Below are 24,948 nucleotides of genomic sequence, written 5' to 3'. Positions count from 1 at the left end.
CAGGCATGAACACGGCTCACGGAACCTCGGAGACGGGGCCATGCCCCACTGCGCCAGCAGATTACGCCAAGCCGCTCCGGCACGAAACCACGGCCTACGCTATCGTGATCGACTGTCGGCCCGGGGCGCCGCGTGGTCAGGCGCGGCTCTTTTCCAGTTCGTTGCGCAATTCCTCGGCCTCGTGCCGCGCCTCGCGCAGCCCGTCCATCGTGGCCGACAGTTCCGCCTCGGTCTGGCTCAGCTGGTTGGTCAATTCCGCCTCGCGCTGCTGCAGGTAGGTGATCGCCTGGTCGCGGGTTTCCTCCGCTTCGTGCAACTCCTGCGCCATGCGCTCCAACTCGCCCACGTCGGATCCTGACACCCGAATGAACCGATGCACCAACCAATTGGCGAACCATCCCATGCAGAACGCCACGAACAAAACGATCGCCGTGGCTATGATAAATTCAGTTCTGTTCATCCGTCCCGGTTTCCTGCTCGGCGTCGCCCCCCGCCGCATCGGTCTCGTTTAGCGCTTCTTCTTCCAGCGCTTCAAGCGTTGTTTGCTGTTCTTCGATCGGTTCCGGCCGGATGACCCGGAATTCGATCCGGCGATTGGCCTCGCGGCCCTCTTCACTGTCGTTGCTGGCGATCGGATCACTTTCGCCGTATCCCTTGGCCCGTATGGCCGAGGTCAGCACACGGCGCGACCGCAACTCGTTGAGAACAGACTGTGCCCGCGCCTGGCTCAGTTGCTGGTTCATCACCTCGCGACCCTGGCTGTCGGTGTGGCCCTGGATTTCCATGCGGATTTCACCACAGGCCTTCAGGATATCGGCGATCCGGTCCATGATCTGCGCACCGTTGGAATCCACATCCGTCTCGCCCGGCTCGAAGGTGATCTTGCTGTCGGCCTGCACCTCGGCGATCTGCGCTTCGCACTCCTCCGGGGTGGGTTTGCTCGCCACCGGGTCCAGTTCCTCGCGGTAATTCACGTCTATGTCGAAATCCGCGGCTTCTCCCAGCTTGGCGGCGAACATCGCCGAGATCTCCGCGCTGGCGTCTTGCTGCCCGGTCAGACCCGTCACCGCGATGCTTTCCGGCCCCACGGTCACGGCCCCGTTCGACAGATACGCCAATGCCTCCAGTCCGGTCAGCACGCGCACCGTCCAGTCCGTCGGCAGGTTTTCAGCCACCCGCGCGGTTGTGCTGACCACGTCAGAGCTGAACTTTGCCTTGGCAAAGCTGTCGACCATTTCCCGCGCCTGCGCGCTCTCGACCCGGCCACGGATCTGAACGAGCCCTTCGGGTGACAACGTCGCCACGAACTCGGGCGGGGCCTCTGCGGCGGCCTCCTTGGGCTTGGGCAAGACGGCCTTCAGGGCAAACACTTCCGGCAGGCTTGTCTCCAGCCGGCCGATCACGCTGTCATAGAGCTTTTCATCGGTGCCCTCTGCCGCCACCAATGCAATGTCGGCATCCGAGAATGTCACACTGCCGCCACCCAACTCCCCAAGAGCGCCAATGGCCAACTCGGCCGCGCGACCCCATTGCGGCGACGGCACTCCCAGCGCCAACGTGCACTGGGCCTTTTGCCGCAAACCCGCTTTGCCCGCAGCGGCCAGGATTCGGTCCCGTGCGGCCTCCGTATCGGCGGCGCAGGCGTCGAAACTGCCTTCGCCATCTTCCAGCAGGTACCGCAGCGTGAAGGGCGTTACCACGGGCCGCGGCGCCGAGATATCCAGTGACAGGCGCACCCCGTCGGGAACTTTGCGCGCCAACTGTGTCTCGAGGTTGCGCTTGTCCTCGTGGCTGTCGGCCATGGTCACCACGCTCACTCTGCGGGCCTCGACCGAGATCTTGGTGCGCGGCATCTGCTTGAGGATGTCGACCGCGTATCCGATCGCGTCATCCCACGTCTCTGGATGCGGATAATCGGCCGTCTCCAAAAGGTCGGTCACCTCCTTGCCGGGCGCATTCTTGGCCACGTCCTCGATCAGTTGCTCGCGGTCGGTCTCGGCCGGGATCAGTCCGATCAATGAGAGCCCGCTGTCATTGCTCAGAATCTCGACCGAGAATCGCGGCGGCGCGATATCGGCGCTGTCGGCCACCAGCATCTGGTCGATGATCCGGGCCGATTCCACGACGCTTCCTGCGATGGACAGCGCGCGAAAGCGCGTGGCCTCGGACGGTGCCGTACCGGCAAGGAACACCTGCAACCCGTCGGCATCCACTTCCGTCCATGTCATCCCGCGCTCGTCCAGCGTGTCGCGCACCGCGTTGCGCGAGCCTTCTTCGATCACTTGCACCGAGAATCGCGCCGCGAAAAGGCACAGGACGAAGGCCAGAAAGAAGGTACCAAGAATGGCGAAGATGGAGGAAAGGCGCATGAACCCAAGGCTCGCCGTTGTTTACCACCCGGCCTATTTATGCGCCACGCGGACCGAGTGCAATCAAACGAACAGGGCTGCGGCGAAAAACGGCAGGGGCAGCAGGCCCGCATCCCGGTTCGACCGAAACAACCGCAACAGCGTCGGATCGTCGTCCATGTCGAACTGCCTGAGTTGCCAGAACATGTGCCAGCCGAACGCCCAGGGACCGATCAACGCCACCAGCACCGCGAGGGCCGAGCCACTCACCGCCGCGCCGATCACCGCGATGGCCATCAGGCTGACCGCGCCGATCAGGAACCGCTGCAACCAGACCGGCGTGCGCCCGGCAAACAGCCGGGCTGTGGACTTCACCCCGATAAGCGCATCGTCCTCGGCGTCCTGCTGGGCATAGATCGTGTCATAGAACAGCGTCCATGCAATCCCGGCCAAATACAGCACCACCGCCGGCCATTCCAGCCGCCCGCTATGCGCCGTCCAAGCCAGCAGCGCCCCCCAATTGAACGCCAGCCCAAGGAAGATCTGCGGCCACCACGTGAACCGCTTGGCAAAGGGATACACGCAAACCGGCGCCAGCGAGATGATCCCGAGGATGATCGCCGCCATGTTGAACGTCAGCAAAATACAGAAAGCCACCAATGCCTGCGCCACCAGCCACGACAGCGCCTGCATCACGCTGACCTGCCCCGACGGGATCGGACGCGACGCGGTGCGCGACACGGACCCGTCAATATGCCGGTCGGTGATGTCGTTCCACGTACACCCCGCACCGCGCATCAAAAACGCTCCGATCCCGCAGCCCGCGAAGATCCACAGGTCGTGCCAGGTGGCGCGGCCGTCATGCAGCATCGACAAGAGCAGACCCCACCAGCACGGCAGTAAAAGCAGCCACGTCCCGATCGGACGGTCGGCCCGGCTCAATCGCAGATAGGGCCGGCTCCAGGCCGGGGCCGACCGGTCCACCCAGTTGCCCTTGACCGCATCTGCCACTTCGCCGGTCGCATCTGGCGTCTGGTTCGGTCCGGTCATATGTTGGCCTCATGTCGACTGCAAAGATCAGGCTTTATGTAGAGCACCCCCTCGGGGAAGGGCAAACGGTTCCTCTCAGCCGCGACCAGGCGCATTACCTCTTCGGCGTCATGCGGCAGGGCACGGGCGACGCCGTCCTGCTCTTCAACGGACAAGACGGCGAATGGCGCGCAACGGTCGCTCAAGCGACCAAGCGGGCAGGTGAACTGCTGGTCGAGGATCAGACCTGCCCCCAGCAAAACCCGCCTGACCTCTGGCTGCTCTTCGCCCCGATCAAGAAGGCCCGCACCGATTTCATCGTCGAGAAAGCCGCCGAAATGGGCGCCGCCCGCATCATTCCCGTGCAGACCGAGTTCACCAATTCCGAACGCATCCGGCAGGACCGCCTTCAGGCCCACGCCGTCGAGGCCGCCGAGCAATGCGGCGGCACGTATGTCCCAGACGTCACCGACCTCCAAAAACTCGATCGCCTGCTTGCCGACTGGCCCGAGGACCGCCAGCTGATGTTCTGCGACGAAGCACTCGCTGGCGAACGCGAGCGCGTACACAAGGACAACGAAGCAGCACCCTGGGCCATCCTCATCGGACCCGAGGGCGGCTTTTCCGACGCCGAGCGCGCGCGCCTTCACGCCCTGCCCTTCGCGCATCCCACATCCCTGGGCCCCCGGATCCTGCGCGCCGACACCGCCGCCGTGGCTGCCATGACCGTCTGGCAACAACGCTTCGGAGACTGGACATGAGCTTCATCCGTCCCGAAGCTGCCCAAAGCCTCACCCGCTGGCGTGAAGTGCTGATCGGCGCGGGCGTCATCGCCCTAGGCGCGTGGTGGTCGCTCGGCTTCATCGGCATCCTGTCGTGGGTCGGCTACGCGCTTCTGCCCATCGGGGCCGCGCTCGGCTTCATCGGGCTGCAACGCGCCCGGTTTCGCAGCGCCAGCAACGGACCCGGCATCGTGCAGGTGGACGAAGGCCGCATCACCTATTTCGGCCCACTCACCGGCGGCGCGGTCGATCTGGCCGAGATGTCCCGCCTCACGCTGGACCACGCCGCCAAGCCCGCCCACTGGGGCCTGCATCAGCCCGGCCAGCCCGCCCTCATGATTCCCACCACCGCCCAGGGCGCCGACACGCTCTTCGACGCCTTTGCCACCCTGCCCGGCCTGCGTGTGCAGAAAATGCTCGCAGCACTCTCGTCACAAGATCGCGAAACCGTCACCGTCTGGTCCACATACTCCAATCGGCTGCATTGACACCCCTGCCCATTCGGGCCAAGCCTCTCCTCCAAGTTCGCGCGCAACGCAGGAAAAGTCTTCATGTCCATCCCCCAATCCGGCGGCGGCCCGATCGAGTCCGAGGCCCAACTGGCAGAGTATCTCGAAAGCGGCTGCAAACCGCGCGACACCTGGCGCATCGGGACCGAGCACGAGAAGTTCGGCTATTGCAAGGATACGCTGAAACCCATTCCCTACGATGGCGACCGCAGCGTGCGCGCCGTTCTCGAAGGCCTGCGCGACAAGCATGGCTGGGCGCCTGTCATGGAAGGCGACAACCTCATTGGCCTGGAAAAAGACGGCGCCAACGTGTCGCTTGAACCCGGCGGACAGCTCGAACTCTCCGGCGCCCCGGTCGAGACCATCCACCACACCTGCGACGAGGTGAACGTCCATCTGGCCGAGGTCAAGGACGTCGCCGACAAGGTCGGCGTCGGCTTCATCGGCCTCGGCGCCGCGCCGATCTGGCGGCACAACGACATGCCGATGATGCCCAAGGGCCGCTACAAGCTGATGGATGCCTACATGCAGAAGGTCGGCACGATGGGCCAGACCATGATGCGCCGCACCTGCACCGTACAGGTCAACCTCGACTTCGCATCCGAGGCCGACATGGTCCAGAAACTGCGGGTTGCCCTCGCCCTGCAACCCGTGGCCACCGCACTTTTCGCAAACTCGCCGTTTCTGGACGGACAGCCCAACGGTCACAAATCCTGGCGTTCGCGAGTCTGGCGCGACCTCGACGCCGACCGCACGGGTATGCTGCCTTTCGTGTTCGAGGATGGCTTCGGGTTTGAGCGCTACGCCCAATACGCGCTCGATGTGCCGATGTATTTCGTCTACCGCGACGGGCAGTATATCGACGCGCTCGGTCAGTCCTTCCGCGATTTCCTCAAAGGCGAACTGCCCGCGCTGCCCGGTGAGACGCCCACCCTTTCGGACTGGGCCGATCACCTCACCACGATCTTCCCCGAGGCGCGGATCAAGAAATTCATGGAAATGCGCGGCGCCGACGGCGGCCCGTGGCGACGTCTCTGCGCCCTGCCCGCCTTCTGGGTGGGCCTGATGTACGACCAGTCCGCACTCGACGCCGCGTGGGACGTGGCCAAGGGCTGGGACGCCGAAACCCGCGAGGCCTTGCGCGTCGCCGCCAGCGTCGAGGCGCTCGATGCCAAGGTTGGCGACATCTCGATGCACGATCTCGCGCGCGAGGTTCTGTCGATCGCCGAGGCCGGCCTCAAGGCCCGCGCCCGCCCCGGTGCCGGCGGCATGGTCCCGGACGAGACCCACTTCCTCAACGCGCTTCAGGAAAGCGTTGACTCTGGCCGAGTGCCCGCCGACGAATTGCTCGACCGCTATCACGGCGCCTGGAACGGCGACCTCACCCGGATCTACGAAGAATTCAGCTACTGATGGGCGCGCCCGCCCCGGGCTTGACCCGGGAGCCTGCCCCGGGCTTGACCCGGGGCCTCCCGCACAAACAGAAAAGGCCGCCCGGACAAGGGCGGTCTTTTGCTTTTTCAACTCCGGTCTCAGCTATCGACAAGCACGTTCGACCTGTGAAGCATAAGCCGCAGCGTATTTACCGCGTGCGAGAACCCCAAGCCCAGGCACAGCACCGCCAGCCCCAATCCGACGAAGAACGCCATCATCGGGGCCTGCGCCAGCAGTGGGAACGCCGCCGCGATGAGAAACACGCCCCCCGCGCCGATAGCGCAAAATCCCGTCGCCACGGTCACGGCGACCAACCGCGCCGCCGGTCCGGTCTCGGGGCACTCCCGCTGCATCGAACCGATCAGCACGATCATCCGTGTCAGGGCGATCAGCGCCAACAGCGACAGTCCGATAAAGCTCAGCAAGTAAGTCAACATTGTCTCGTCTCCTTCAGATGGGACGCGCATAGATGTCGCGCCGAAAATTGCGGTAGAACATGCCGAACACGCCACCCCAGAGCGGGGCAAAGATCAGTCCGAATCCAGCGAAAAGAGAGAACTCCTGAACCGCACGTTCGCCGCCGGTCACCAGTTGGTACAGCATGAAGACAGCCGCCGGCGCGCCGAAGCTGACAAGGGCCAGCCCGGCGATGCGCCACGGTTCGGGCGGCCTGCGCCCGAGATACCACAGAAGCACCGGCGCCCCGATCGCCAGGTAAACGGGCCCGCCGAACACAACCGCGAAGATCGGGATGCCCAAGGCCCAGAAACCTCCGGCGGCGACGGCCAGCGGTGCGGCCACCAGCGCGAAAAAGAACGCTACGGGATCGATCACGTAGGTATCGCGTATTTTCGTGATTGCAGTTATTTCTGTCATTCGTGAAATCTCCAGTCAAATTTTTTATCCGGATTTGCCTTTCGGCAGGAACTTCGCCACCCGCGCCCCCAGTTTCACCGCGCTCAGCTGCACGGCCCGCGGCAGGCGCGCCACGTCTCGGTACCAGTCGTCGAACAGCTGCATCGTCTCCAGCGTCTCGCGGATGCGTCCGCGCACCTTCTTGGGCGTCCCGTCGGCTTCGGCCTCCTCCGCCACCGCCTTCAAAGCGGCAAGCGTCGGCGCGTACTCACGTTCCCGCCGGCCCTCGATCACCACGTTCACCAGGTCGAACATGTCACGGACGGACGTGAAGTGATCGCGCCGATCCCCCAGCTGGCGGCTGACCTTTACCAGTTTCCAGGCTTGCAACTCCTTCAGCCCGTTCGAAACGTTCGACCGTGCAAGGTTCAATGTTTCGCTGATGTCTTCGGCGGTCATCGGGTCCGGCATCACGTGCAGCAACGCATGAATCTGCGCGACTGAGCGATTCACGCCCCACTTGGCGCCCATTTCACCCCAATGCAGAATGAAATTCTGAGTGGCGGGCGAAAGTTGCATGTCGTAAATCCTGTAATTTCTGTAATGACAGAAATAACTGAAAGGATTGTAAAGTCAAATCATTTCTCGCGGCAAATGTCCTGAGGTTCGAGAACTCGTGACAAGCCTGCGGGTGCCCCCGGCATCACTTCTGGCCGATCTTCGGCTCCGTGCCGTCTCGCAGGCGGCGAATGTTCGCCGCGTGGCGCAAAAAGATGAAAAGGGTCAATACAATTCCAAGCACGAACAACTCGCGGTATCCCAGGAAAACCATCCAGACCGTCGACAGCGCCGCCATGTAGATTGCCGCCATGCTCGAAATGCGCATCGCCACCGCCGCGACCAGCCAGGTCAGGCAACATGCGATTCCCACGGGCCAGGCCAGCCCCAGGAAGATGCCAAGGAAAGTCGCCACGCCCTTGCCGCCCCGAAACGAAAGCCAGATCGGATAACAGTGCCCGGTGAACGCCGCCAGCCCGGCCAATTGCGCCGCGTCTTCGCCCGCCAGGGCCCTCGCCAGCAGGACAGCAGCGGCGCCCTTGCCCCCGTCCAGCAACAAGGTGATCAACGCGCCCAGTTTGTTCCCCGTACGCAAGACGTTCGTGGCGCCGATATTGCCCGAGCCGATGTTGCGCAGATTTCCAAGCCCCAAGACACGGGCCACGATCATTCCGAACGGGATGGACCCCAGCAGGTAGCCCACCGCCGCCCACAGGGCGAGAACCGCTAGACTGGATTGAATATCAGGCATTTACGTTCTCGAAAACCGCGTGTCCGGCAACATAGGTTGCAAGAACCTTACCTTGCAAGCGCTGCCCGTCAAACGGCGTATTTTTCGATTTCGACCGCAGCGTCCACCGGTCCAGCACATAGGGCAGGTCCGGATCGAAGAGAACCAGGTCGGCGGGCGCCCCCTCGGTCAGTCGCCCGGCGTCGAGACCAAGGCGTTTCGCAGGATTCAGAGCCAGCGCCCGGAACAGCGTCGGCAGGTCCAACTCTCCGGCATGGTAAAGCCGCAGCGCCGCCGTCAGCAGGGTTTCCAGCGCCACGGCTCCGCTGGCGGCTTCCTCGAAAGGCAGGCGCTTGGATTCCTCGTCCTGCGGGGTGTGCATGGAACTGATGATGTCGACGGTGCCATCGCGGACCGCCTCGACCATGGCACGGCGGTCGTCCTCGGACCGCAGCGGCGGCTTGACCTTGAAAAAGGTGCGATAGTCGGCGACGTCCAGTTCATTCAGCGTCAGGTGGTGGATCGACGTCCCTGCCGTCACGTCCAGCCCCGCCGCACGTGCCCGCTCCAGCACCGGCAGGCTTACGGCAGTGGTCACCTGATCCACATGGTATCTTGCGCCCGTCGCCTCGACCAGCGCCATGTCCCGCTCCAACCCCATGCGTTCGGCCATCGTGCCCACGCCCGGCAGACCGCGCAACGACGCGAACTTTCCGGATGTCGCCGCCGCGCCCGCGCTCAGCACCGGATCCTGCACATGCCCCACGACCAGCGCCCCCAGGCTGCTGGCATAGGTCAGCGCCCGGCTCAGCACCTTGTTGTCGGCCACCACGTGATCGCAATCGGTAAAGGCCACGGCCCCGGCATCCATCAGGAACCCGATCTCGGTCATTTCGCGTCCTTCGCGACCCTTTGTCAGAGCCGCCATCGGCAACACGTTCACGGGCGCCGCCTCGTTGGCGCGGCGGGCGACGAATTCCAGCGTCTCGGGGCTGTCGATCGCGGGCAGCGTGTCGGGCCGAGTGATCATCGTCGTCACGCCCCCCGCTGCAGCGGCGGCCCCGGCGCTGCGATAGCTTTCCTTGTGGCGTTCTCCGGGTTCGCACACCTTGACGCCAAGATCCACGATGCCCGGCGCCAGGTACTTGCCTCTGCAATCCACCCTTTGGCCGGCTTCGGGCGCGTCACCGCTGCCGCGAGCCTCGACCCGGCCCTTGTCGACAAGCAGCCAGCCTTCGGTGACCTCGCCCGCCTCCGGGTCGACCATCCGGGCGTTCTCGAACACCACCCTCGTCATGCACTTTCCCTTTCCTGCACCTGCCGCATCAGTCGCATCACCTCGCCGGCCTCCGCGATCCGCTCGAAGCCGATATCGACGCGGTAGTGACCATTCTTACGCCGGCGCATCTCGTGATCGAACATGACCGACCCCGGTGTGCCATCCCGCAGTTCCAGCCTGGTCTGGCCGGTGATCGGATAGCTCTTCAAGGTCCGGCCCTGGAATGGCAGGTCCCGCGCTATGAAGGCCCTGCTATCGGTCAGCGTGTACCAGGTATGCCGCCGCTTCCACGGCTCCCAGAAGATACCGCCGAACGCAATGCCCAGGCCGACCGAGAAATGGATCAGCCCGAACATCCAGAACGCCCCGCCCGCAGTCGCGGCAAGGATCATCCACAACAGCGCGAACCCCGCGAAGAACAGACCGAAAATCAACGTGACGATACTGGCCGGTCCGATGGTGACACCCGGATCGGGCCGCCCCTGCCACAGGACTTTCTCCCCGGGGTTCAGAATACCGTCCCATTCATCGACGTCCGCCGTCATGCCATTGCTCCCGCAACCGCCGCTTCGATCCGGGCCTTCACGGCGTCCCGGTCGGCAAGGTACTTGATCAGGTGCTTGTCGCCCTCGGTCGTCACTATCTGCACCGCCGATCCGAGAACGCGAAGGTGCGCAATCTCCCGCAGCCAGGCCTGCTTGCCGAGCGGCCCCAGCAAACGCCGGTCGGTCAAGTCCCAGCGGGCTTTCACCTCGTCCGAGGCCAGGTACCCGGCCCGCACCGCAATCGCGGCCAACCCGCCCACGGCACCTGTCCAGACATGCGGGTTGCCGATGGCCCACAGAACCACCATGCCCAGTGCCATGGCGCCCGCCGCCATCCATGCATGATCGCGCCAATAAGCTCTTCGGTCGGCGTGAAAGCTTTCGACAACCCGCTCTCCGGGCTCCAGTTCCGCCTGCGGCACCATGACGGACACGGCGTCGCTCAAGAGGCCACCCAGACCACGACCGCCGTCAGCACGAACAGAACGATGAGCGCGATCATCGCCACCCGGCCCGACATGGCCGCGTCCGACTTCTTCTTCGGCTCCGGCGCGTCAGGCTCCTCCGTCGCGGGCGCCACCTGCGCGCCCGCGCTCGGAAGCGGATCAAACTGCACCGGCGCCTTGTCCTCGTTGAATGTCGCCACCAGCCGCAGCGGCGCGCGCGGCGTCAGCACCTGCGCCTGGCCGCCGAACGCGCCCGATCCGATGACCAGAACCGAGCCTTTCAGGCCTTCGATCAGAACATGCGCGTCCTCGAGGTCATCCGCGGGAACGCCCATCCCCTGCTCGAGGTACTGGCTCAGGCCATACCCTTCCAGATCCTCGATCTGCATCATGTCGACATAATGCGGATCCAGGGTCTCGGCCCCCAGCGCCTCCTGCAACGGCCAGCTTCCATTGCGCCGTATGAACGTCTCCGCTTGTTCCCGGCTCAGGTCCACGTCGAAGACGCGCACCACGCCACTCTCGGTTTCGCGAATCTCGATGCGCTCGCTCATGCCATAACCTCCTTGGGTTTCGCCCGCAGGTTCCGCGCCAGCAGGTCCATCGCCGCCATGCGCACGGCCACGCCCATCTCGACCTGCTCCTGGATCACGCTGCGATTGATGTCGTCCGCGATCTCGCCGTCGATCTCCACCCCCCGGTTCATGGGTCCGGGGTGCATCACGATTGCATCCGCCTTCGCATGCCCGAGTTTCTCGGCATCCAGACCGTAGCGGTGATAATACTCCCGCTCGCTGGGTATGAAACCGCCATCCATTCGCTCTCGCTGAAGGCGCAGCATCATCACCACGTCCACGTCTTTCAGACCCTCGCGCATGTCCTCGAAAACCTCGACTCCGAAGTCGCCAATACCCGCAGGCATCAGCGTCGACGGCCCCACCAGCCGCACGCGGTTCTCCATCTTGCCCAGCAGGATGATGTTCGACCGCGCCACGCGCGAGTGCGCGATATCCCCGCAGATCGCGATGCTCAACCGATGCAACCGGCCTTTGGCGCGCCGGATCGTCAATGCATCCAACAGCGCCTGAGTGGGATGCTCGTGCCGCCCGTCGCCCGCGTTCAGCACCGCGCAGTTCACCTTCTGCGCCAGCAGGTCCACCGCCCCCGACTGCGGATGCCGCACCACCAGCAAATCGGGATGCATCGCGTTCAGCGTCATCGCCGTGTCGATCAGCGTCTCACCTTTCTTGATCGAACTGGCCTGCATCGCCATGTTCATCACGTCCGCGCCCAACCGCTTGCCCGCCAGTTCAAAACTGGCTTGCGTCCGGGTGGAATTCTCGAAGAACATGTTGATCTGCGTCAGCCCGGCCAGAGCATCGGCGTGCTTCTGGTCGCGGCGGTTCAGGTCGACATAGCGGTCCGACAAATCGAGGATGCTAGAGATATCCGACGGCGCGAGGGGTTCGATCCCCAGAAGATGCGCGTGTTGAAAAGCCATGCCACCGCTCCGTCGCCAAATACCTGCGCGCTTATAGGAAAGCCCGGCGCGTGGGGCAAGCGTAGGGTGGGGTTCCACCCCACCTGCCTTTCGCCGTGAGGCAGGCCATCCGGCCCTACAAGCAACCCACCTTCCCCCTTCCCGCCACAGCCGCTATCTTCCGCCCCATGACCGCCCCCTTGGATTCGCACACCGCCCTTGCCCTGCTCGACTGGCAGATCGACCTCGGCGCGACCGAGGCGATCGGCGACACGCCGGTAAACCGCTATGAGGCGCCCGAGCGGCTGACACCGGTCAAACTTCCCGACACGGCGCCCCAGACACCCGCCAAGGCACCCGAGCTCGACACCGCCGCCGAGGCCGGATTCGCCGCCGGCGATGCTGCCAGCCTCGATGCGCTCAAATCCGCCCTCGCCGCTTTCGAGCATTGCGACCTGAAGCGCGGCGCGCGCAACCTCGTCTTTTCAGACGGCCACCCTTCCGCCCGCCTGATGATCATCGGCGAGGCCCCGGGCCGTGACGAGGACCAGCAGGGCAAACCCTTCGTCGGCCGTGCCGGGCAGCTCCTGGACAAGATGCTGGCAGCCATCGGTCTTTCGCGCCAGAACGACGATGCCGCCACCGGGGCCTACATCACCAACATCCTGCCCTGGCGCCCCCCGCAGAACCGCGATCCGAACCCGCAGGAAATCGCGATGATGCTGCCTTTCGTCGAACGCCACGTGCAACTGGTCGACCCCGAAGTGATCGTGCTCATGGGGAATATCAGCTGCCAGGCGGCGCTCGGCAAACGCGGCATCACCCGCCTGCGCGGGCACTGGACCGAAGCTTTCGGCAAGCCTGCCCTGCCGATGTTCCACCCGGCCTACCTCTTGCGGAAACCCCATGAGAAACGTGCCGCCTGGGCCGACCTGCTCGACCTTCAGGCCCGCCTCGAAGGACAGTCATGAAGATACTCGCCTTTTCCGATCTGCATCTCGCACGCGCCCGCGCCGCCGAAATCGTAGCCGCCAGCGCCGAGGCCGACCTGGTGATCGGCGCCGGCGACTTTTGCAACCACCGCGCCGGGCTCGACGAGGCGATGGAGATGCTGTCCGGAATTGTCGCTCCCATCATCGCAGTGCCGGGCAATGCCGAAAGCTTTCAGGAACTCTCCGCTACTGCCCTGCCCAACATGACCGTGCTGCACGGCACCGGAACCACCCACGCCGACCTTTCCCTCTTCGGCCTTGGCTACGGCGTACCCGTCACGCCCTTCGGCGACTGGTCCTGCGACCTGTCCAACGCAGAGGCCGAGGCGTTGCTCGCTCCGTGCGAAAGCGCCGACATCCTCGTCCTGCATTCCCCGCCCAAAGGCGTGGCCGATCTCACCTCGCTCGACATGTCCGTCGGCTCCACCGCCATCCGCGACGCCATCGAGCGCATCCAGCCGAAACTTGCCCTCTGCGGCCATATCCACGACAGCTGGGGCGTGACCGGCCGCATCGGCGCCACGCAGGTGGTCAATCTCGGCCCCCGCCCCAACTGGTTCGAACTCTGATGATCGACCCGCTCACCCTCCTGGCCTTCATTCCCGCCGCCGTGGCGCTGAACCTCACACCCGGCGCGGACATGATGTTCTGCCTCGGCCAGGGCCTGCGCGGCGGCCCGCGCCCTGCCGTCGCCGCCAGCGCCGGGATCGTGCTGGGCGGCCTGGTGCATGTCACTCTGGCCGGCCTTGGCCTCGGGGCCGCCGTCGCCACCCTGCCCTGGCTCTTCGACGTGATCCGCTGGGCCGGCATCGCCTACCTGCTCTGGCTGGCGTGGCAGGCCCTGCGGCACCCTCCCACGGCCGGCGACACGCCGCCCGTCAAACCCTCCCGCGCCTTTCGCGACGGGATGGTCGTGAACCTGACGAACCCCAAGGTGATCCTTTTCGTGCTGGCCTTCCTGCCGCAGTTCATCGACCCCGCCCGCGGCAGCGTGCTGGCTCAGTTCCTGCTCCTCGGCGCGGTCATCGCGGCGGGCGGCTTCATCGTTAACGCCGCCGTCGGCATCTTCGCCGGCGGCCTTGGCCGCCGCATGGCCCGCTCGCCCGGCTTCGCCCGAGGCATCGGCTATGTCTGCGCCACCATCTTCACCGGCCTCGCCCTGCGCCTCGCCCTGATCGAAAGGACCTGACCCGACCATGAGCCGCTTCGACGACACCAGGGAATTCATCCCGGTCCGCATCGCCGTGCTGACCGTCTCCGACAGCCGCGACCTCAGCCAGGACCGCTCGGGTGCGGTGCTGGTAGACCGGATCGAGGCGGCGGGCCACATCCTCGCCGACCGCATGGTCGTCCGCGACGAGCGCGACCAGATCACCGAGCAATTGCGCGAATGGATCGCCAGCCCCGAGATCGACGTCGTAATCTCCACCGGCGGCACCGGCCTGACGGGCCGCGACGTCACGGTCGAGGCGCACAGGGACGTCTATGAAAAGGAAATCGACGCCTTCGGCACCGTCTTCACCATCGTCTCGATGAAAAAGATCGGCACCTCCGCCGTGCAGTCCCGCGCCACCGGCGGCGTGGCGAACGGCACCTACCTCTTCGCCCTGCCCGGCAGCCCCGGTGCGTGCAAGGACGCATGGGACGAAATCCTGGCCTACCAGTTCGATTACCGCCACAGCCCCTGCAATTTCGTCGAAATAATGCCGCGGCTGGACGAACATTTGCGACGGAAGTGACCTTTGGCCGCGTATCAGCCCCATGAAACCTTGCCGCGGGCGTCTATCTTTATGGTATGACTGCTCCGCGCCAAGTGGCTTAAAAGGTTGATCTGAATGCGGTTCCTGCGCCACAGCCTGACCGGACTGTTCCTGCTGTCCCTGACAGTGGGCCTGTTTGCCTATGCCGGGCAGATCGTGTTTTCCGCCGCGCAGGAACGCATGAGCGCCGAAACCGAAGCCCCCGAGCGGCGCGAGCGCGTCTTCGCCGTCAACACCGTCACCGCCGAACCGGGCACGCAAACCCCGTTCCTGACAGCCTATGGCGAGGTCGAAAGCCGCCGCACGCTCGAAATCCGCTCGGATACAGCGGGCCGCGTGACAGAGCTCACTTCGCTTTTCGAAGATGGCGGCCGCGTCCGCGACGGGCAGGTGTTGGCCCGCATCGACCCGACCGATGCGCAATTCGCCCTCGACCTCGCCCGCGCCGACCTCACCGATGCCGAGGCCGAGGTGCGCGAGGCCGAACGCGGCCTGAACCTCGCCCGCGACGAACTTGAGGCGGCGCAGTCTCAGGCCGAGCTGCGCAAGCGCGCCCTCGACCGCCAGATTGACCTTGAAGAGCGCGGCGTCGGTACCGCCGCCGCCGTCGAACTCGCCGAGCTGGATGCCGCCAGCGCCGAACAGGCCGTGCTGACTCGCCGCCAGGCCGAGGCCACTGCCGAGGCCCGCGTCGATCAGGCCCAGACGCGCCTGTCGCGCAGCCGCATCGCGCTGGCCGAGGCGCAGAAGGCGCTGGACGAAACCACCATCACCGCCCCCTTCACCGGCACGCTTCAGGCCGTCAGCGTCGTCGAGGGCCGGCTCGTCTCCGCCAACGAGAAGCTGGCCGATCTCATCGACACCACCGCACTGGACGTGCCCTTCCGGGTCTCCACCGCGCAACACCGCCGCCTGCTGGACGAAAACGGCGACCTGATCCTCGCCCCCGTTCGCATCCGCCTCGATGTCTTCGGGCTGGAAATGGAAACCACCGGCCGCATCACACGCGACAGCGCCGGGGTCGAGGAAGGCCAGACCGGGCGTCTGGTCTATGCCCGCATCGACGACCCGCAAGGCCTCAAACCCCGCGACTTCGTCTCGGTCCTGATCGAGGAACCGCCCATCGACAACATCGTCCGCCTGCCCGCCACAGCGCTTGGCTCGGACGGCACCGTGCTGGCACTAACCGCCGAGGACCGTCTGCGGGCCGTCCCCGTCACGCTGGTCCGCCGCCAGGGCAACGACATCCTCGTGTCCGGCGACGGCCTCGACGGCCTCGAAATCGTGACCGAACGCAGCCCGCTTCTCGGCCCCGGCCTCAAGGTCCGCCCCCTGGGCAACGCGCCCGACGCGGACGACACCGCCCAGATGCTCGAACTTACCGAAGACCGCCGCGCCCGCCTGCGCCAGTTCGTCGAAGACAGCCCCGACATTCCCGCCGCCATGAAGACCCGCCTGCTGGCCCAGCTTGAACAGCCGGAAGTGCCGGCGCAAACCGTCGAACGGCTCGAACGCCGCATGGGCAGCTAACCCATGGTTCGCGACCTTCCCGAGCGCGCCGGCGGGATCCTGTCCTATTTCACCCGTCACCCCACGGCGGCGAACCTGCTGCTTGTGGTCCTCGTGGTCCTCGGCCTCGCCGCCGCGCCCCGGATGCAGGCGCAATTCTTCCCGGACGTTATTATTGACGAGGTCAGCGTTTCAGTTCTCTGGGACGGCGCCAGCGCCGAAGATATCGACGCCGGCATCGTGCAGGTGCTGGAACCCGCGCTGCTCGCCGTCGAAGGCGTCGAAACCTCGCAAGCCACCTCGCGCGAGAACACCGCCAGCATCCAGCTTGAGTTCGAGCCGGGCTGGGACATGGGCCGTGCCGCCGACGATGTCTCGGCCGCCGTCGACAGCATCACCGACCTGCCCGAAGAGGCCGAGGAACCCCGCGTCACCCGCGGCGCATGGCGCGACCGCGTCACCGATATCGTCCTCACCGGCCCCGTCGCCACGCCCCAGCTCGGGCAGTTTGCAGACGAGCTGGTCACGCGCCTTTACGATGCCGGCGTCACCCGCACCACGCTTCAGGGTGTCGCCGCCCCGCACACCATCGTCGAGGTGCCCACCACGAACCTCATCGCCTACGAAATCACCATGGCCGAGATCGCCGCCGTCATCGCGGCCGAGGCCGACACCGATCCGGCGGGCGACGTGACCGGCGGTGCCACCCGCGTCCGGGTCGGCACCGAGAATCGCGCCACCGACCAGATCGAGGCGCTGATCCTGCGCTCCAACCCCGACGGCTCCAAGCTGACGATCGGCGACGTGGCCGACGTGCGCGTCGAAGGCATCGACCGCGAACAACAGTATTTCGTCGGCGACAATCCCGCCCTTCAGATCCGCGTCGACCGCTCTGCCAACGGCGATGCCCTCGCCATCCAGGCCCAGGTCGAAGAAATCGCCGCCCGGATGGAAGCCACCCTGCCCGAAGGCACAGAACTGACGCTGATCAACACACGCTCGGACGCCATCTCGGGCCGTCTCGACATGCTGATGGACAATGGCTTGACCGGGCTTCTGCTGGTAGTCTCGCTGCTGTTTTTGTTCCTCAATGCCCGCACCGCCTTCTGGGTCGCGGCGGGCATTCCCGTGGCGATGCTGGCGGCCATCGCGCTGATGTACGCGGCCGGGCTGACCATCAACATGATCTCGCTCTTTGCGCTTATTATCACGCTGGGCATCGTGGTGGATGACGCCATCGTCGTGGGCGAACACGCCGACGCCCGCGTGCGCAAGTACCGCGAAAACCCCGTGCAGGCCGCCGAACGCGCCGCCCGGCGCATGGCGCTGCCGGTCTTTTCCGCCACGCTCACCACGCTCATCGCCTTTTTCGGGCTCGTGGCCATCGGCGGCCGCTTCGGCGACCTGATCATCGACATCCCCTTCACCGTGATCGTGGTGCTGACCGCCTCGCTGGTGGAATGCTTCCTGATCCTGCCGCACCACATGTCCCACGCGCTTACCCACGCGGGCAAGGAACGCTGGTATGACTGGCCCTCCCGTACGGTCAATCGCGGCTTCGTCTGGCTGCGCGAACGCGCCTTCCGCCCCTTCATGGCGCTCGTGATCCGCGCCCGCTACCCGGTGTTGGCCGGCATCATCGTGCTCCTGGCCTCGCAGGCCGCGCTTTTCATCAAGGGCGACGTGCAATGGCGCTTCTTCAACGCCCCCGAACGCGGCAGCGTCACCGGCAACTTTTCCATGGCCCCCGGCGCCACGCGGGACGACACGCTGGCCATGATGCGCCAGATCCAGACTGCCGTCGAAGACCTCGGCGCTGATTACGAGGACCGCTACGGCGCCAACCCCGTCAAGTTCGCCATCGCCCAGATCGGCGGCAATTCCGGCGGCGGCCTCGCCGGGGCCGACACCAAGGAACCCGACCAGCTTGGCGGCATCTCGATCGAACTCATCGACCCCGATCTGCGTCCCTATTCCTCCTTCGCTTTCGTGGCAGAGTTGCAAGACGCCGTCATCCGCCATCCCCTGACCGAGGAACTCAGTTTCCGCGGCTGGCGCTCCGGTCCCGGCGGCGATGCGCTCGACGTGGAATTCTACGGCGCCAGTGCCGAAACGCTGAAGGACGCCTCCGAGGCGCTCAAATCCGCGCTGCTCGACTACCCCGAGGTTTCGGCGGTCGAGGACAACCTGGCCTATGACAAGCAGGAACTCATCCTCGAGCTCACGCCGCAGGGCCTGGCGCTCGGCTTCACCATCGACGACCTGGGCACGGTCCTGCGTCATCGCCTGAACGGGATCGAGGCCGCAACCTATCCCGACAGCGCCCGCAGCGCCGAGATCCGCGTCGAGGTGCCCGAATCCGAACTCACCGCCGACTTCCTCGAACGCATGCAGATCCGCGCGCCCACCGGCGCCTACCTGCCCCTCGCCGACATCGTCAGCGTGACCGAGCGTGTGGGCTTTTCCACCATCCGGCGCGAAAACGGCATCCGACACATCAACGTCACCGGCGATATCTCCGAGGACGACCCCGCCCGCGCCGCCGAAATCAGCACCGCGCTCGAGACCCAGATCCTCCCGCGCATCGCCAGCGTCCACCAGGTCGAATGGCAACTGGGCGGCCTTGCCGAACAGGAAAACGAGTTCCTGAACGACGCGCGGCTGGGACTGATCCTGACGCTCACCGGCATTTACCTCGTCCTCGCCTGGGTCTTCGCAAGCTGGACCCGACCCATCGTGGTGATGTCCATAATCCCCTTCGGCCTTGTCGGCACGATCTACGGCCATGCCTTCTGGGAGGTGCCCCTGTCGATGTTCACCGTCGTGGGGCTTTTGGGCATGACCGGCATCATCATCAACGACTCGATCGTGCTGGTGACCACGATCGACGACTACGCCAAGGAACGCGGCATCATCCCCGCCATCATCGAGGGCGCCGTCGACCGCCTGCGCCCCGTAATGCTGACCACGCTGACGACCGTGCTGGGTCTTGCCCCGCTTCTCTTCGAGCAATCGACGCAGGCGCAGTTCATCAAGCCCACCGTGATCACGCTGGTCTACGGCCTCGCCTTCGGCATGGTGCTCGTGCTGCTCCTGGTGCCCGCGATCATCGCCATCCAGTCCGACGTCGCGCGCCAGACCGCCTCCCTGCGTCGCGCCCTGCGCTCCAAACCCAGGGAATTGCGCGGCGTCATGCTGGCGGGCGGAGTGGCCATCGCGGCACTCTTCGCCGCCACGCTTGGCACAGCGGCGGTAACCGACAGCCTGCCAGGGCCACTCTCCGAACTGGCCCTCGCCGCGCCGATGCCGGCGGCGCTGCTGCTCTTCGCCGTTGGAAGCCTGTTGATCGTACTGCTGCTCTACACCGTGGTCGCGATCCGCCACGCCCTGCGCCGTCAGCCCGCCGAGCAGCCCTGAATATCCACCGCGCCGCCCCGGCTCAGCACCGTAAAGCGCAGGCTCCGGCGGTCGACTGCAAACGACCGCCCGTCGACATGGCTCAGAACTGCACGCGTTACCAATGTCTCCCCCTGGCGGGTCGTTTCGGGCGCAGAGACCCAAAGCCTCGGATCACCCGCCTCGACCACCGCGTATTCCGACACGCCCAGTTTCGGCATCCGGATCGTCGCGATCAACTCGACGCCCCCCTCGACGGGCGACAACCGGCAGGCCACGCTCCGAACGCCGGCCTCCTCGGCGCCATAGGGCCGCTCGGTCAGGGCCGCCACGATGGCCGGATCCGGCTTTTTCGCGGCACTTGGCAACACCTGCGCCACGTTCACGCTGATCGGTACGCAGATATCCTTGCACACCCCGATCTCCAGCTGCCCCTCAAGACGCACGTCGCGCCCATTCGCCTTGGGGCGAACGCGCAACGGCACCACCACGTCATGGTCATAGCCGATGGTCATGTAGCCGAATTGCGGCACCGGCTTGGGCGACGGCCAGATCACGTCGACGCCCGAAAGGTTGCGCGACCCCCGCCAATTGAAAAGCGGCGGCACCCCGGCCTCGCCCGGACTGCGCCAATAAGTTTTCCATCCCGGCGCAAGGTCCAGCCGCAGACCCGCGTAGTGGCTGCCATCCGCCGCCCGCCATCCCGGCAGCACCTCGACCCGCACCATGTCCGCGGTATCCTGAGCCGAAACGGACCCAGCGCACATGGCCAGAAGAGCAGCTTTCAATAGGGTCATGATCTTTCGCATGCGGCCTCTCATGGCGGGTTTCACCGGCTTTGCCAATTCACATTGAAGCGAGAAATCCCGCCACTCTCAAGGTGGGATGGTTGCACAGAGCGCCCCGCACCCCCATCATGGGTTCTGCAACCAAACCACCGGGGACCGCCTTGAGCGACATTGACCTGACCGGAAAACTGCTGATCGCAATGCCCGCCATGGGCGACGACCGCTTCGCACAGTCGGTGGTCTTCATCTGCGCCCATTCCCCCGAGGGCGCCATGGGTCTTATCGTCAACAAGCGCGCCGACGACCTGCGGCTCAGCGACCTTCTGGAACAACTCGACATCGCGCAGGGGCGCGACATGACCAACCTGCCTGTGCATTTCGGCGGCCCGGTGGAACACGGTCGCGGCTTCGTTCTGCATGATTACGGCTACCACTCGGCGATCTCGACGCTGGACGTGAACGACGATTTCGCCATGACCGCGACAATGGACATCCTCGAGGATCTTGCGCTGGGTCGCGGCCCCCTGCGCAATATCGTGGCCCTGGGCTATGCCGGCTGGGGCCCCGGCCAGCTGGAAAGCGAGTTGTCGCAGAACGCCTGGCTGACAGTCGAGGCCGACAAGGAAATCGTGTTCTCCCACGCCGACGCGACCAAGTGGGAATCCGCCCTGCAGAAACTGGGCGTCAGTTCCGTCACCCTCTCGTCCGAGGCCGGCCGTGCCTGACGGCAAAAGCTTTTTGAAAGCTTTTGCCAAAACTTTTGATGAAAAGTTTTGGCCCACCCCGCCTCACGCGGCGTAATCCGACCCTTCCGCGTCGAGGATTTCCATCAGTTCGGCCAGGTGCCGGTCGCCCTGCCCCGGATAATCTTCCATCTCGCGCGCGGTCTTCTCGGCCACCTCGTCCGACAGCACCCGCAACGGCTGTCCCGTCTGCAAGGCGCGGATATAGGTCTCGGCGGCCCGCTCGAAGTAATACATGCGATTGAAGCAATCCGCGACGGAATCGCCCATCACCAGTATGCCGTGATTGCCCATGATCATCACTTTCTTGGCCGGATCGCCCAGCATCGCCGCACAGCGCTCGCCCTCGTCCTCGAACGCCAGCCCGCCATAGCCGTCGTCGATGACATAGCGGTTGAAGAACGTGGCGCAGTTTTGGTCGATCGGTGGCAGGTGGCTGTCGGCCAGACTGGCCAGCACCGTGGCGTGGATCGAATGCACATGCATCAGGCAGCGGTGATGCGGACAGCCCCGATGCACCCCGCCATGCAGTCCCCATGCGGTCGGATCGGGCGCACCGGGCCGCTTCAGCGTTTCTGGGTCGTTGGCGTCGATCAACAGCAGATCCGATGCCTTGACCCGGCTGAAATGCACTTGGTTGGGGTTCATCAGGAACTGCGTGCCGTCCGCGTTCACCGACAGGCTGAAATGGTTCGCCACGGCCTCGTGCATGTTCAGCCGCGCGGTCCAGCGAAACGCGGCCGCCAGTTCCACCCGCTCTTTCCAATGGGCGATGTTCGCCACTGTATCGTGGTTTCCAGTCTGCAGCATGGTGCGTCTCCTTGTCCGGGGTTGGGCTGCAGACTGCGCCAATGAAGCAAAATTTTCAAACCCGTTTCCACGGATCTCGGGACCCTTTTCTGCCGGTCCTTCAAAAATCGGCGTTCCGATGGAAATCTACCCCTCGTTCGCGCGTTCAAACTCCAGAAACATGAACGCACCGAAGGCGCACCCGACGCGATCGGGCGCGTTACCAGCTGATTCTAAAAAGGAGACGATCATGACGCACTCCAATATCCTCATCATCGCCACCTCTGCCAAGCGCATGAGTGATGGCGAGCCCACCGGCCTCTGGCTGGAAGAGCTGACAACGCCCTACTACGCGTTCCGCGACGCGGGCGCGAACGTCACGCTCGCGTCCATTTCAGGCGGGGAAGTTCCCGTGGATGCCCGAAGCCTTGCCGAAGAAGACGACCGAGAAACATCGGTTCAGCGCTACATGGACGACACCACAGCCAAGTCTGCCGTTGCCGAGACACCGCGCTTCGATTCCCTCGATCCGTCCGATTTCGACGCTGTCTTCCTGCCCGGTGGGCACGGAACGATGTTCGACTTTCCCGACAACCCCGACCTCGCCCGCCTGATCGAAACGTTCGACCGCGACGGCAAGCTCATCGCCGCTGTCTGTCACGGTCCCGCCGCCCTCGCCGGCCCGACGCGGCCCGACGGCGCGCCGTTTGTCGCCGGTCGCAAGGTGGCCGCATTCACCGACAGCGAGGAACGCGCCGTGGGTCTCGACAAGGCCGTGCCGTTTCTTCTGGAGTCCCGGCTCAAGGCTCTTGGTGCCGACCATCACAGCGCTCCGGACTTCCAGCCTTTCGCTGTGCAAGACGGCAACCTAATCACCGGGCAGAACCCGCAATCCGCCGAGAAGGTCGCACAGATGGTGCTGGACGCACTGGATCGGAATAAGCAGGCCGCCTGACCGTCAGGCATGCAAGCCGAACCAAGCGCCTCACTCGTAGGGTGGGTGAAGACCCACCCTACGTCTCCATATCTTCAAAAGTAACTATACCGCGGTGCCAACAAACCACAGGCGCGCCTTCGTGATGTACGCCGTTGCCACAATCCTTCAAGTCGGCATCCCAACCGAAGTCATACTTCTGTCAATCACCGCTCGATTTGCGCGCCCTCTCTTTGCCAGCCATGATCCCCGACCACGTACCGGGTGCGGGCAGACTGTTGAAACTCGCCGCCCTCGGCGACCATTCTCGTGATGGTGACATCGTCGGCATTGCAGTCCAGCACCGCGAAATCGTTCGGATGGCCCCGCCGACGTGTCGATAGGCCGGTGCCGCAGTGCAATTGCAGGGTCATGTCAGCGCCCTTGCGGCGCACGAACGGTTCCACGAGCCATTGATGCAGGTGGCCCGACATGATGATATGAGGCCCGCATCGCGCCCAGTGTTCCAGCGCGTCCGAGGCGCCGACCATTAGATCTTTCTCGATATCTTCGGTATGGTGAAACGGATGGTGTGCCGCGATCACGGTCAGGCCGGCCCGAGGCGCGGAAATGGCCTCACCAATTCTGTGCACATCGGCCTCCGCGACACGCCCCCGCTGATGCGCCCACGGGTCCGTCGTGTTCAGACCCACCACCCTGACCTCTCCAAGATCGACCGTCGGGGCAAGCTCCTGGCAAATCCAGCGCCTGTACCGTCGAAAGGGGTCCCAGGCCCTCAATAGCAGATTGTACAGCGGGATGTCGTGGTTGCCCGGCACACCCAGCCATGGTCGGCCGAGCGAGTTCATGAAGTCAGCCGCCGGCCGGAACTGCGAGGCCCGGGCGCGCTGGACGAAATCGCCGGCCATGACCACCATATCCGGGGCCGCTGCTCCTATCGCCGTCCGGAGCGGCTCCAGCAGGTCGGGATCCTCCCGACCGAAATGCAGATCACTGATCTGAACGAGTCGTGTCATTCAGCCGCATCCGGCTTGCTTGCGACCGCGGGAACCCGGACGGTGATGGCGTCCTTCAGGATGCTGAACTTGAACGGCGCCTTCATTCGGTGTCTTTCCCCGTCCAGGGCGACATCCCGCGCCGAACGCCTGATCTCTACCGTTGCGTGCTCGCCAGTGAGCAAGGTGAAATCCCGGCCTTTGCGCACATCGTGCAACGCAACAAGCAGGGCTTTCCAGACAAGCATGAACCGCCCGACATCCGGCGCCAGCAAAATCGCGAACTTGCCGGCCCGAACCGCGTCCGCACCCTCGATTTCGAATTCATCCAGTTGATACGCACTCATCGCGACGAACAACGTCGGAGCCTTTGCGCTTTGCAACTCTCCGTCGACCTCAATGCGCATCGTCAGCGGCCGATAGACGGTGACCATCGCAACAAGTACCGACCAGTACGCGGCCAGCCTCGAACGTCCCCAACGCTGATAGACGCTCTCTCGCTCCTTCAGGATCGTCGGATACAGACCGATGCTCGCATTGTTGATGAAGACACGTCCGTTGACACAGCCCAGATCGATCTTCTCCCCCCGTCCACGGCAAATTGCGTCCACGGCTTCTTCCGCGTCCTCGGGAATGCCGAACCGCCTTGCGAAATAGTTGAACGTTCCGAACGGAAGCACGCCAAGATCGATGCCGCTGTCGGCGAGCGCGCCAGCGACCGCACAGATGGTCCCGTCGCCGCCCGCGGCAACAACGCACTCGACCCCGGACTCTTCGATGACCTGCGCCACCTTCGCCGAAAGGTCGTCGCCGCTGGAAACCGGTACGATCGTCACGGGCGTCCCACGCGCCTTGAACAATTCTTCGATCGTATCGGCATCTGGATTGGCGTCGCCCTTTCCAGAGTCGGTGTTCAGGATCACGATGTGAGACATATCGGCTTTCAAGCGTTTTGGGGTCTTTTGTATTGCCGGGCCTCCTGCCCGGGGCGTCACCAGGCCCAACTGCGGAAGGGCGGCATCTGTTCCTTTGGCCAAAGGGGGAGCG

General features: G+C 64.8%; 27 protein-coding genes. 11 read left to right on the top strand and 16 right to left on the bottom strand.

The features are described from left to right. Positions 1-136 precede the first annotated feature (136 nt). From ACQY4V_RS20150 to ubiA, 3 genes are all read right to left on the bottom strand, one after another. Positions 137-460, bottom strand: a complete 324-nt coding sequence (locus ACQY4V_RS20150) for a hypothetical protein (protein WP_152491165.1) — start codon at positions 458-460, stop codon at positions 137-139. Further along, positions 447-2,369 (bottom strand): OmpA family protein, encoded by a 1,923-nt coding sequence (locus ACQY4V_RS20145; protein WP_428514822.1) that lies wholly within the window; start codon positions 2,367-2,369, stop codon positions 447-449. The genes ACQY4V_RS20150 and ACQY4V_RS20145 overlap by 14 nt, the downstream gene beginning before the upstream one ends. Positions 2,370-2,432: 63 nt before the next feature. Then, positions 2,433-3,398 (bottom strand): 4-hydroxybenzoate octaprenyltransferase, encoded by a 966-nt coding sequence (gene ubiA / locus ACQY4V_RS20140; RefSeq protein WP_428514820.1) that lies wholly within the window; start codon positions 3,396-3,398, stop codon positions 2,433-2,435. A gap of 11 nt (positions 3,399-3,409) precedes the next feature. On the opposite strand from ubiA, the gene ACQY4V_RS20135 reads away from it, so the two are divergent. The 3 genes from ACQY4V_RS20135 to ACQY4V_RS20125 all read left to right on the top strand — a co-directional run bounded on the left by ACQY4V_RS20135 (position 3,410) and on the right by ACQY4V_RS20125 (position 6,081). Then, complete coding sequence (locus ACQY4V_RS20135) at positions 3,410-4,138, top strand: 16S rRNA (uracil(1498)-N(3))-methyltransferase (RefSeq protein WP_428514818.1); 729 nt, start codon at positions 3,410-3,412, stop codon at positions 4,136-4,138. Continuing rightward, positions 4,135-4,647, top strand: a complete 513-nt coding sequence (locus ACQY4V_RS20130; protein ID WP_428514816.1) for a hypothetical protein — start codon at positions 4,135-4,137, stop codon at positions 4,645-4,647. Before ACQY4V_RS20135 ends, ACQY4V_RS20130 begins: the two co-directional genes overlap by 4 nt. Before the next feature lie 63 nt (positions 4,648-4,710). Further along, complete coding sequence (locus ACQY4V_RS20125) at positions 4,711-6,081, top strand: glutamate--cysteine ligase (RefSeq protein WP_428514814.1); 1,371 nt, start codon at positions 4,711-4,713, stop codon at positions 6,079-6,081. A 119-nt stretch (positions 6,082-6,200) separates the two neighbouring features. Here ACQY4V_RS20125 and ACQY4V_RS20120 read toward each other — a convergent pair whose 3' ends face one another. From ACQY4V_RS20120 to ACQY4V_RS20080, 9 genes are all read right to left on the bottom strand, one after another. Continuing rightward, positions 6,201-6,539 (bottom strand): hypothetical protein, encoded by a 339-nt coding sequence (locus ACQY4V_RS20120; RefSeq protein WP_428514812.1) that lies wholly within the window; start codon positions 6,537-6,539, stop codon positions 6,201-6,203. 13 nt (positions 6,540-6,552) lie between these two features. Beyond that, a complete protein-coding gene (locus ACQY4V_RS20115) occupies positions 6,553-6,978 on the bottom strand; it encodes a hypothetical protein (RefSeq protein ID WP_428514810.1) in 426 nt (141 codons plus the stop codon). 24 nt (positions 6,979-7,002) lie between these two features. Continuing rightward, a complete protein-coding gene (locus tag ACQY4V_RS20110; protein ID WP_428514808.1) occupies positions 7,003-7,536 on the bottom strand; it encodes a GbsR/MarR family transcriptional regulator in 534 nt (177 codons plus the stop codon). Positions 7,537-7,660: 124 nt separating this feature from the next. After that, positions 7,661-8,266: a glycerol-3-phosphate 1-O-acyltransferase PlsY gene (gene plsY / locus ACQY4V_RS20105; protein WP_428514806.1), complete on the bottom strand. Its 606-nt coding sequence runs from the start codon at positions 8,264-8,266 to the stop codon at positions 7,661-7,663. Then, the gene (gene pyrC / locus ACQY4V_RS20100) at positions 8,259-9,542 is read right to left on the bottom strand and encodes a dihydroorotase (protein WP_428514804.1); all 1,284 of its coding nucleotides are present in this window, start codon (positions 9,540-9,542) and stop codon (positions 8,259-8,261) included. The genes plsY and pyrC overlap by 8 nt, the downstream gene beginning before the upstream one ends. Then, entirely contained in the window at positions 9,539-10,069 is a 531-nt protein-coding gene (locus ACQY4V_RS20095) for an aspartate carbamoyltransferase catalytic subunit (protein ID WP_428514802.1), read from the bottom strand. The genes pyrC and ACQY4V_RS20095 overlap by 4 nt, the downstream gene beginning before the upstream one ends. Next, the gene (locus tag ACQY4V_RS20090; protein WP_428517315.1) at positions 10,066-10,494 is read right to left on the bottom strand and encodes a hypothetical protein; all 429 of its coding nucleotides are present in this window, start codon (positions 10,492-10,494) and stop codon (positions 10,066-10,068) included. Before ACQY4V_RS20090 ends, ACQY4V_RS20095 begins: the two co-directional genes overlap by 4 nt. A gap of 17 nt (positions 10,495-10,511) precedes the next feature. After that, positions 10,512-11,069 carry a hypothetical protein gene (locus ACQY4V_RS20085; protein ID WP_428514800.1) on the bottom strand — a complete coding sequence of 186 codons (558 nt, stop codon included), beginning with the start codon at positions 11,067-11,069 and terminating at the stop codon, positions 10,512-10,514. After that, on the bottom strand, positions 11,066-12,016 hold the full coding sequence (locus ACQY4V_RS20080) for an aspartate carbamoyltransferase catalytic subunit (protein WP_428514798.1): 951 nt from the start codon (positions 12,014-12,016) through the stop codon (positions 11,066-11,068). Before ACQY4V_RS20080 ends, ACQY4V_RS20085 begins: the two co-directional genes overlap by 4 nt. A gap of 167 nt (positions 12,017-12,183) precedes the next feature. On the opposite strand from ACQY4V_RS20080, the gene ACQY4V_RS20075 reads away from it, so the two are divergent. The 6 genes from ACQY4V_RS20075 to ACQY4V_RS20050 all read left to right on the top strand — a co-directional run bounded on the left by ACQY4V_RS20075 (position 12,184) and on the right by ACQY4V_RS20050 (position 19,673). Beyond that, positions 12,184-12,966 (top strand): uracil-DNA glycosylase, encoded by a 783-nt coding sequence (locus tag ACQY4V_RS20075; protein ID WP_428514796.1) that lies wholly within the window; start codon positions 12,184-12,186, stop codon positions 12,964-12,966. Further along, complete coding sequence (locus ACQY4V_RS20070) at positions 12,963-13,556, top strand: metallophosphoesterase family protein (RefSeq protein WP_428514794.1); 594 nt, start codon at positions 12,963-12,965, stop codon at positions 13,554-13,556. Before ACQY4V_RS20075 ends, ACQY4V_RS20070 begins: the two co-directional genes overlap by 4 nt. Beyond that, positions 13,556-14,176, top strand: coding sequence for a LysE family translocator (locus tag ACQY4V_RS20065; protein WP_428514792.1), 621 nt, complete (start codon positions 13,556-13,558; stop codon positions 14,174-14,176). Before ACQY4V_RS20070 ends, ACQY4V_RS20065 begins: the two co-directional genes overlap by 1 nt. Positions 14,177-14,183: 7 nt before the next feature. Beyond that, complete coding sequence (gene moaB, locus ACQY4V_RS20060) at positions 14,184-14,726, top strand: molybdenum cofactor biosynthesis protein B (RefSeq protein ID WP_428514790.1); 543 nt, start codon at positions 14,184-14,186, stop codon at positions 14,724-14,726. 96 nt (positions 14,727-14,822) lie between these two features. Continuing rightward, the gene (locus ACQY4V_RS20055) at positions 14,823-16,277 is read left to right on the top strand and encodes an efflux RND transporter periplasmic adaptor subunit (protein ID WP_428514788.1); all 1,455 of its coding nucleotides are present in this window, start codon (positions 14,823-14,825) and stop codon (positions 16,275-16,277) included. A 3-nt stretch (positions 16,278-16,280) separates the two neighbouring features. Further along, on the top strand, positions 16,281-19,673 hold the full coding sequence (locus tag ACQY4V_RS20050) for an efflux RND transporter permease subunit (protein ID WP_428514786.1): 3,393 nt from the start codon (positions 16,281-16,283) through the stop codon (positions 19,671-19,673). On the opposite strand, the gene ACQY4V_RS20045 is transcribed toward ACQY4V_RS20050, so the two are convergent. Further along, a complete protein-coding gene (locus ACQY4V_RS20045) occupies positions 19,652-20,449 on the bottom strand; it encodes a protein-disulfide reductase DsbD domain-containing protein (protein ID WP_428514784.1) in 798 nt (265 codons plus the stop codon). The two genes, ACQY4V_RS20050 and ACQY4V_RS20045, sit on opposite strands and share 22 nt — an antisense overlap. A gap of 161 nt (positions 20,450-20,610) precedes the next feature. Here ACQY4V_RS20045 and ACQY4V_RS20040 point away from each other — a divergent pair, with 161 nt between their 5' ends. Then, a complete protein-coding gene (locus tag ACQY4V_RS20040; RefSeq protein WP_428517313.1) occupies positions 20,611-21,165 on the top strand; it encodes a YqgE/AlgH family protein in 555 nt (184 codons plus the stop codon). A 63-nt stretch (positions 21,166-21,228) separates the two neighbouring features. Here the strand turns inward: ACQY4V_RS20040 and ACQY4V_RS20035 are convergent, their stop codons facing one another. Beyond that, positions 21,229-21,993 carry a class II aldolase and adducin N-terminal domain-containing protein gene (locus ACQY4V_RS20035; RefSeq protein WP_428514782.1) on the bottom strand — a complete coding sequence of 255 codons (765 nt, stop codon included), beginning with the start codon at positions 21,991-21,993 and terminating at the stop codon, positions 21,229-21,231. Positions 21,994-22,153: 160 nt separating this feature from the next. Between ACQY4V_RS20035 and ACQY4V_RS20030 the strand changes: the two genes are divergently transcribed. Further along, a complete protein-coding gene (locus tag ACQY4V_RS20030; RefSeq protein WP_428514780.1) occupies positions 22,154-22,927 on the top strand; it encodes a type 1 glutamine amidotransferase domain-containing protein in 774 nt (257 codons plus the stop codon). Positions 22,928-23,112: 185 nt separating this feature from the next. Here ACQY4V_RS20030 and ACQY4V_RS20025 read toward each other — a convergent pair whose 3' ends face one another. Continuing rightward, a complete protein-coding gene (locus ACQY4V_RS20025; RefSeq protein WP_428514778.1) occupies positions 23,113-23,922 on the bottom strand; it encodes a metallophosphoesterase family protein in 810 nt (269 codons plus the stop codon). Beyond that, a complete protein-coding gene (locus tag ACQY4V_RS20020; RefSeq protein ID WP_428514776.1) occupies positions 23,919-24,938 on the bottom strand; it encodes a diacylglycerol/lipid kinase family protein in 1,020 nt (339 codons plus the stop codon). The genes ACQY4V_RS20025 and ACQY4V_RS20020 overlap by 4 nt, the downstream gene beginning before the upstream one ends. Positions 24,939-24,948 lie beyond the last annotated feature (10 nt).

The organism is Roseovarius sp., assembly GCF_965277045.1.
In the GTDB taxonomy this organism is placed as follows: Bacteria; Pseudomonadota; Alphaproteobacteria; order Rhodobacterales; family Rhodobacteraceae; genus Roseovarius.
This window is presented reverse-complemented; position numbering and strand designations above follow the sequence as displayed.

Bases quoted from the DNA above. Each gene is read 5' to 3' on its own strand.
- ACQY4V_RS20150 (WP_152491165.1), bottom strand. From the start codon at position 460: ATGAACAGAACTGAATTTATCATAGCCACGGCGATCGTTTTGTTCGTG.
- ACQY4V_RS20145 (WP_428514822.1), bottom strand. From the start codon at position 2,369: ATGCGCCTTTCCTCCATCTTCGCCATTCTTGGTACCTTCTTTCTGGCC.
- ubiA (WP_428514820.1), bottom strand. From the start codon at position 3,398: ATGACCGGACCGAACCAGACGCCAGATGCGACCGGCGAAGTGGCAGAT.
- ACQY4V_RS20135 (WP_428514818.1), top strand. From the start codon at position 3,410: ATGTCGACTGCAAAGATCAGGCTTTATGTAGAGCACCCCCTCGGGGAA.
- ACQY4V_RS20130 (WP_428514816.1), top strand. From the start codon at position 4,135: ATGAGCTTCATCCGTCCCGAAGCTGCCCAAAGCCTCACCCGCTGGCGT.
- ACQY4V_RS20125 (WP_428514814.1), top strand. From the start codon at position 4,711: ATGTCCATCCCCCAATCCGGCGGCGGCCCGATCGAGTCCGAGGCCCAA.
- ACQY4V_RS20120 (WP_428514812.1), bottom strand. From the start codon at position 6,539: ATGTTGACTTACTTGCTGAGCTTTATCGGACTGTCGCTGTTGGCGCTG.
- ACQY4V_RS20115 (WP_428514810.1), bottom strand. From the start codon at position 6,978: ATGACAGAAATAACTGCAATCACGAAAATACGCGATACCTACGTGATC.
- ACQY4V_RS20110 (WP_428514808.1), bottom strand. From the start codon at position 7,536: ATGCAACTTTCGCCCGCCACTCAGAATTTCATTCTGCATTGGGGTGAA.
- plsY (WP_428514806.1), bottom strand. From the start codon at position 8,266: ATGCCTGATATTCAATCCAGTCTAGCGGTTCTCGCCCTGTGGGCGGCG.
- pyrC (WP_428514804.1), bottom strand. From the start codon at position 9,542: ATGACGAGGGTGGTGTTCGAGAACGCCCGGATGGTCGACCCGGAGGCG.
- ACQY4V_RS20095 (WP_428514802.1), bottom strand. From the start codon at position 10,069: ATGACGGCGGACGTCGATGAATGGGACGGTATTCTGAACCCCGGGGAG.
- ACQY4V_RS20090 (WP_428517315.1), bottom strand. From the start codon at position 10,494: ATGGTGCCGCAGGCGGAACTGGAGCCCGGAGAGCGGGTTGTCGAAAGC.
- ACQY4V_RS20085 (WP_428514800.1), bottom strand. From the start codon at position 11,069: ATGAGCGAGCGCATCGAGATTCGCGAAACCGAGAGTGGCGTGGTGCGC.
- ACQY4V_RS20080 (WP_428514798.1), bottom strand. From the start codon at position 12,016: ATGGCTTTTCAACACGCGCATCTTCTGGGGATCGAACCCCTCGCGCCG.
- ACQY4V_RS20075 (WP_428514796.1), top strand. From the start codon at position 12,184: ATGACCGCCCCCTTGGATTCGCACACCGCCCTTGCCCTGCTCGACTGG.
- ACQY4V_RS20070 (WP_428514794.1), top strand. From the start codon at position 12,963: ATGAAGATACTCGCCTTTTCCGATCTGCATCTCGCACGCGCCCGCGCC.
- ACQY4V_RS20065 (WP_428514792.1), top strand. From the start codon at position 13,556: ATGATCGACCCGCTCACCCTCCTGGCCTTCATTCCCGCCGCCGTGGCG.
- moaB (WP_428514790.1), top strand. From the start codon at position 14,184: ATGAGCCGCTTCGACGACACCAGGGAATTCATCCCGGTCCGCATCGCC.
- ACQY4V_RS20055 (WP_428514788.1), top strand. From the start codon at position 14,823: ATGCGGTTCCTGCGCCACAGCCTGACCGGACTGTTCCTGCTGTCCCTG.
- ACQY4V_RS20050 (WP_428514786.1), top strand. From the start codon at position 16,281: ATGGTTCGCGACCTTCCCGAGCGCGCCGGCGGGATCCTGTCCTATTTC.
- ACQY4V_RS20045 (WP_428514784.1), bottom strand. From the start codon at position 20,449: ATGACCCTATTGAAAGCTGCTCTTCTGGCCATGTGCGCTGGGTCCGTT.
- ACQY4V_RS20035 (WP_428514782.1), bottom strand. From the start codon at position 21,993: ATGCTGCAGACTGGAAACCACGATACAGTGGCGAACATCGCCCATTGG.
- ACQY4V_RS20030 (WP_428514780.1), top strand. From the start codon at position 22,154: ATGAACGCACCGAAGGCGCACCCGACGCGATCGGGCGCGTTACCAGCT.
- ACQY4V_RS20025 (WP_428514778.1), bottom strand. From the start codon at position 23,922: ATGACACGACTCGTTCAGATCAGTGATCTGCATTTCGGTCGGGAGGAT.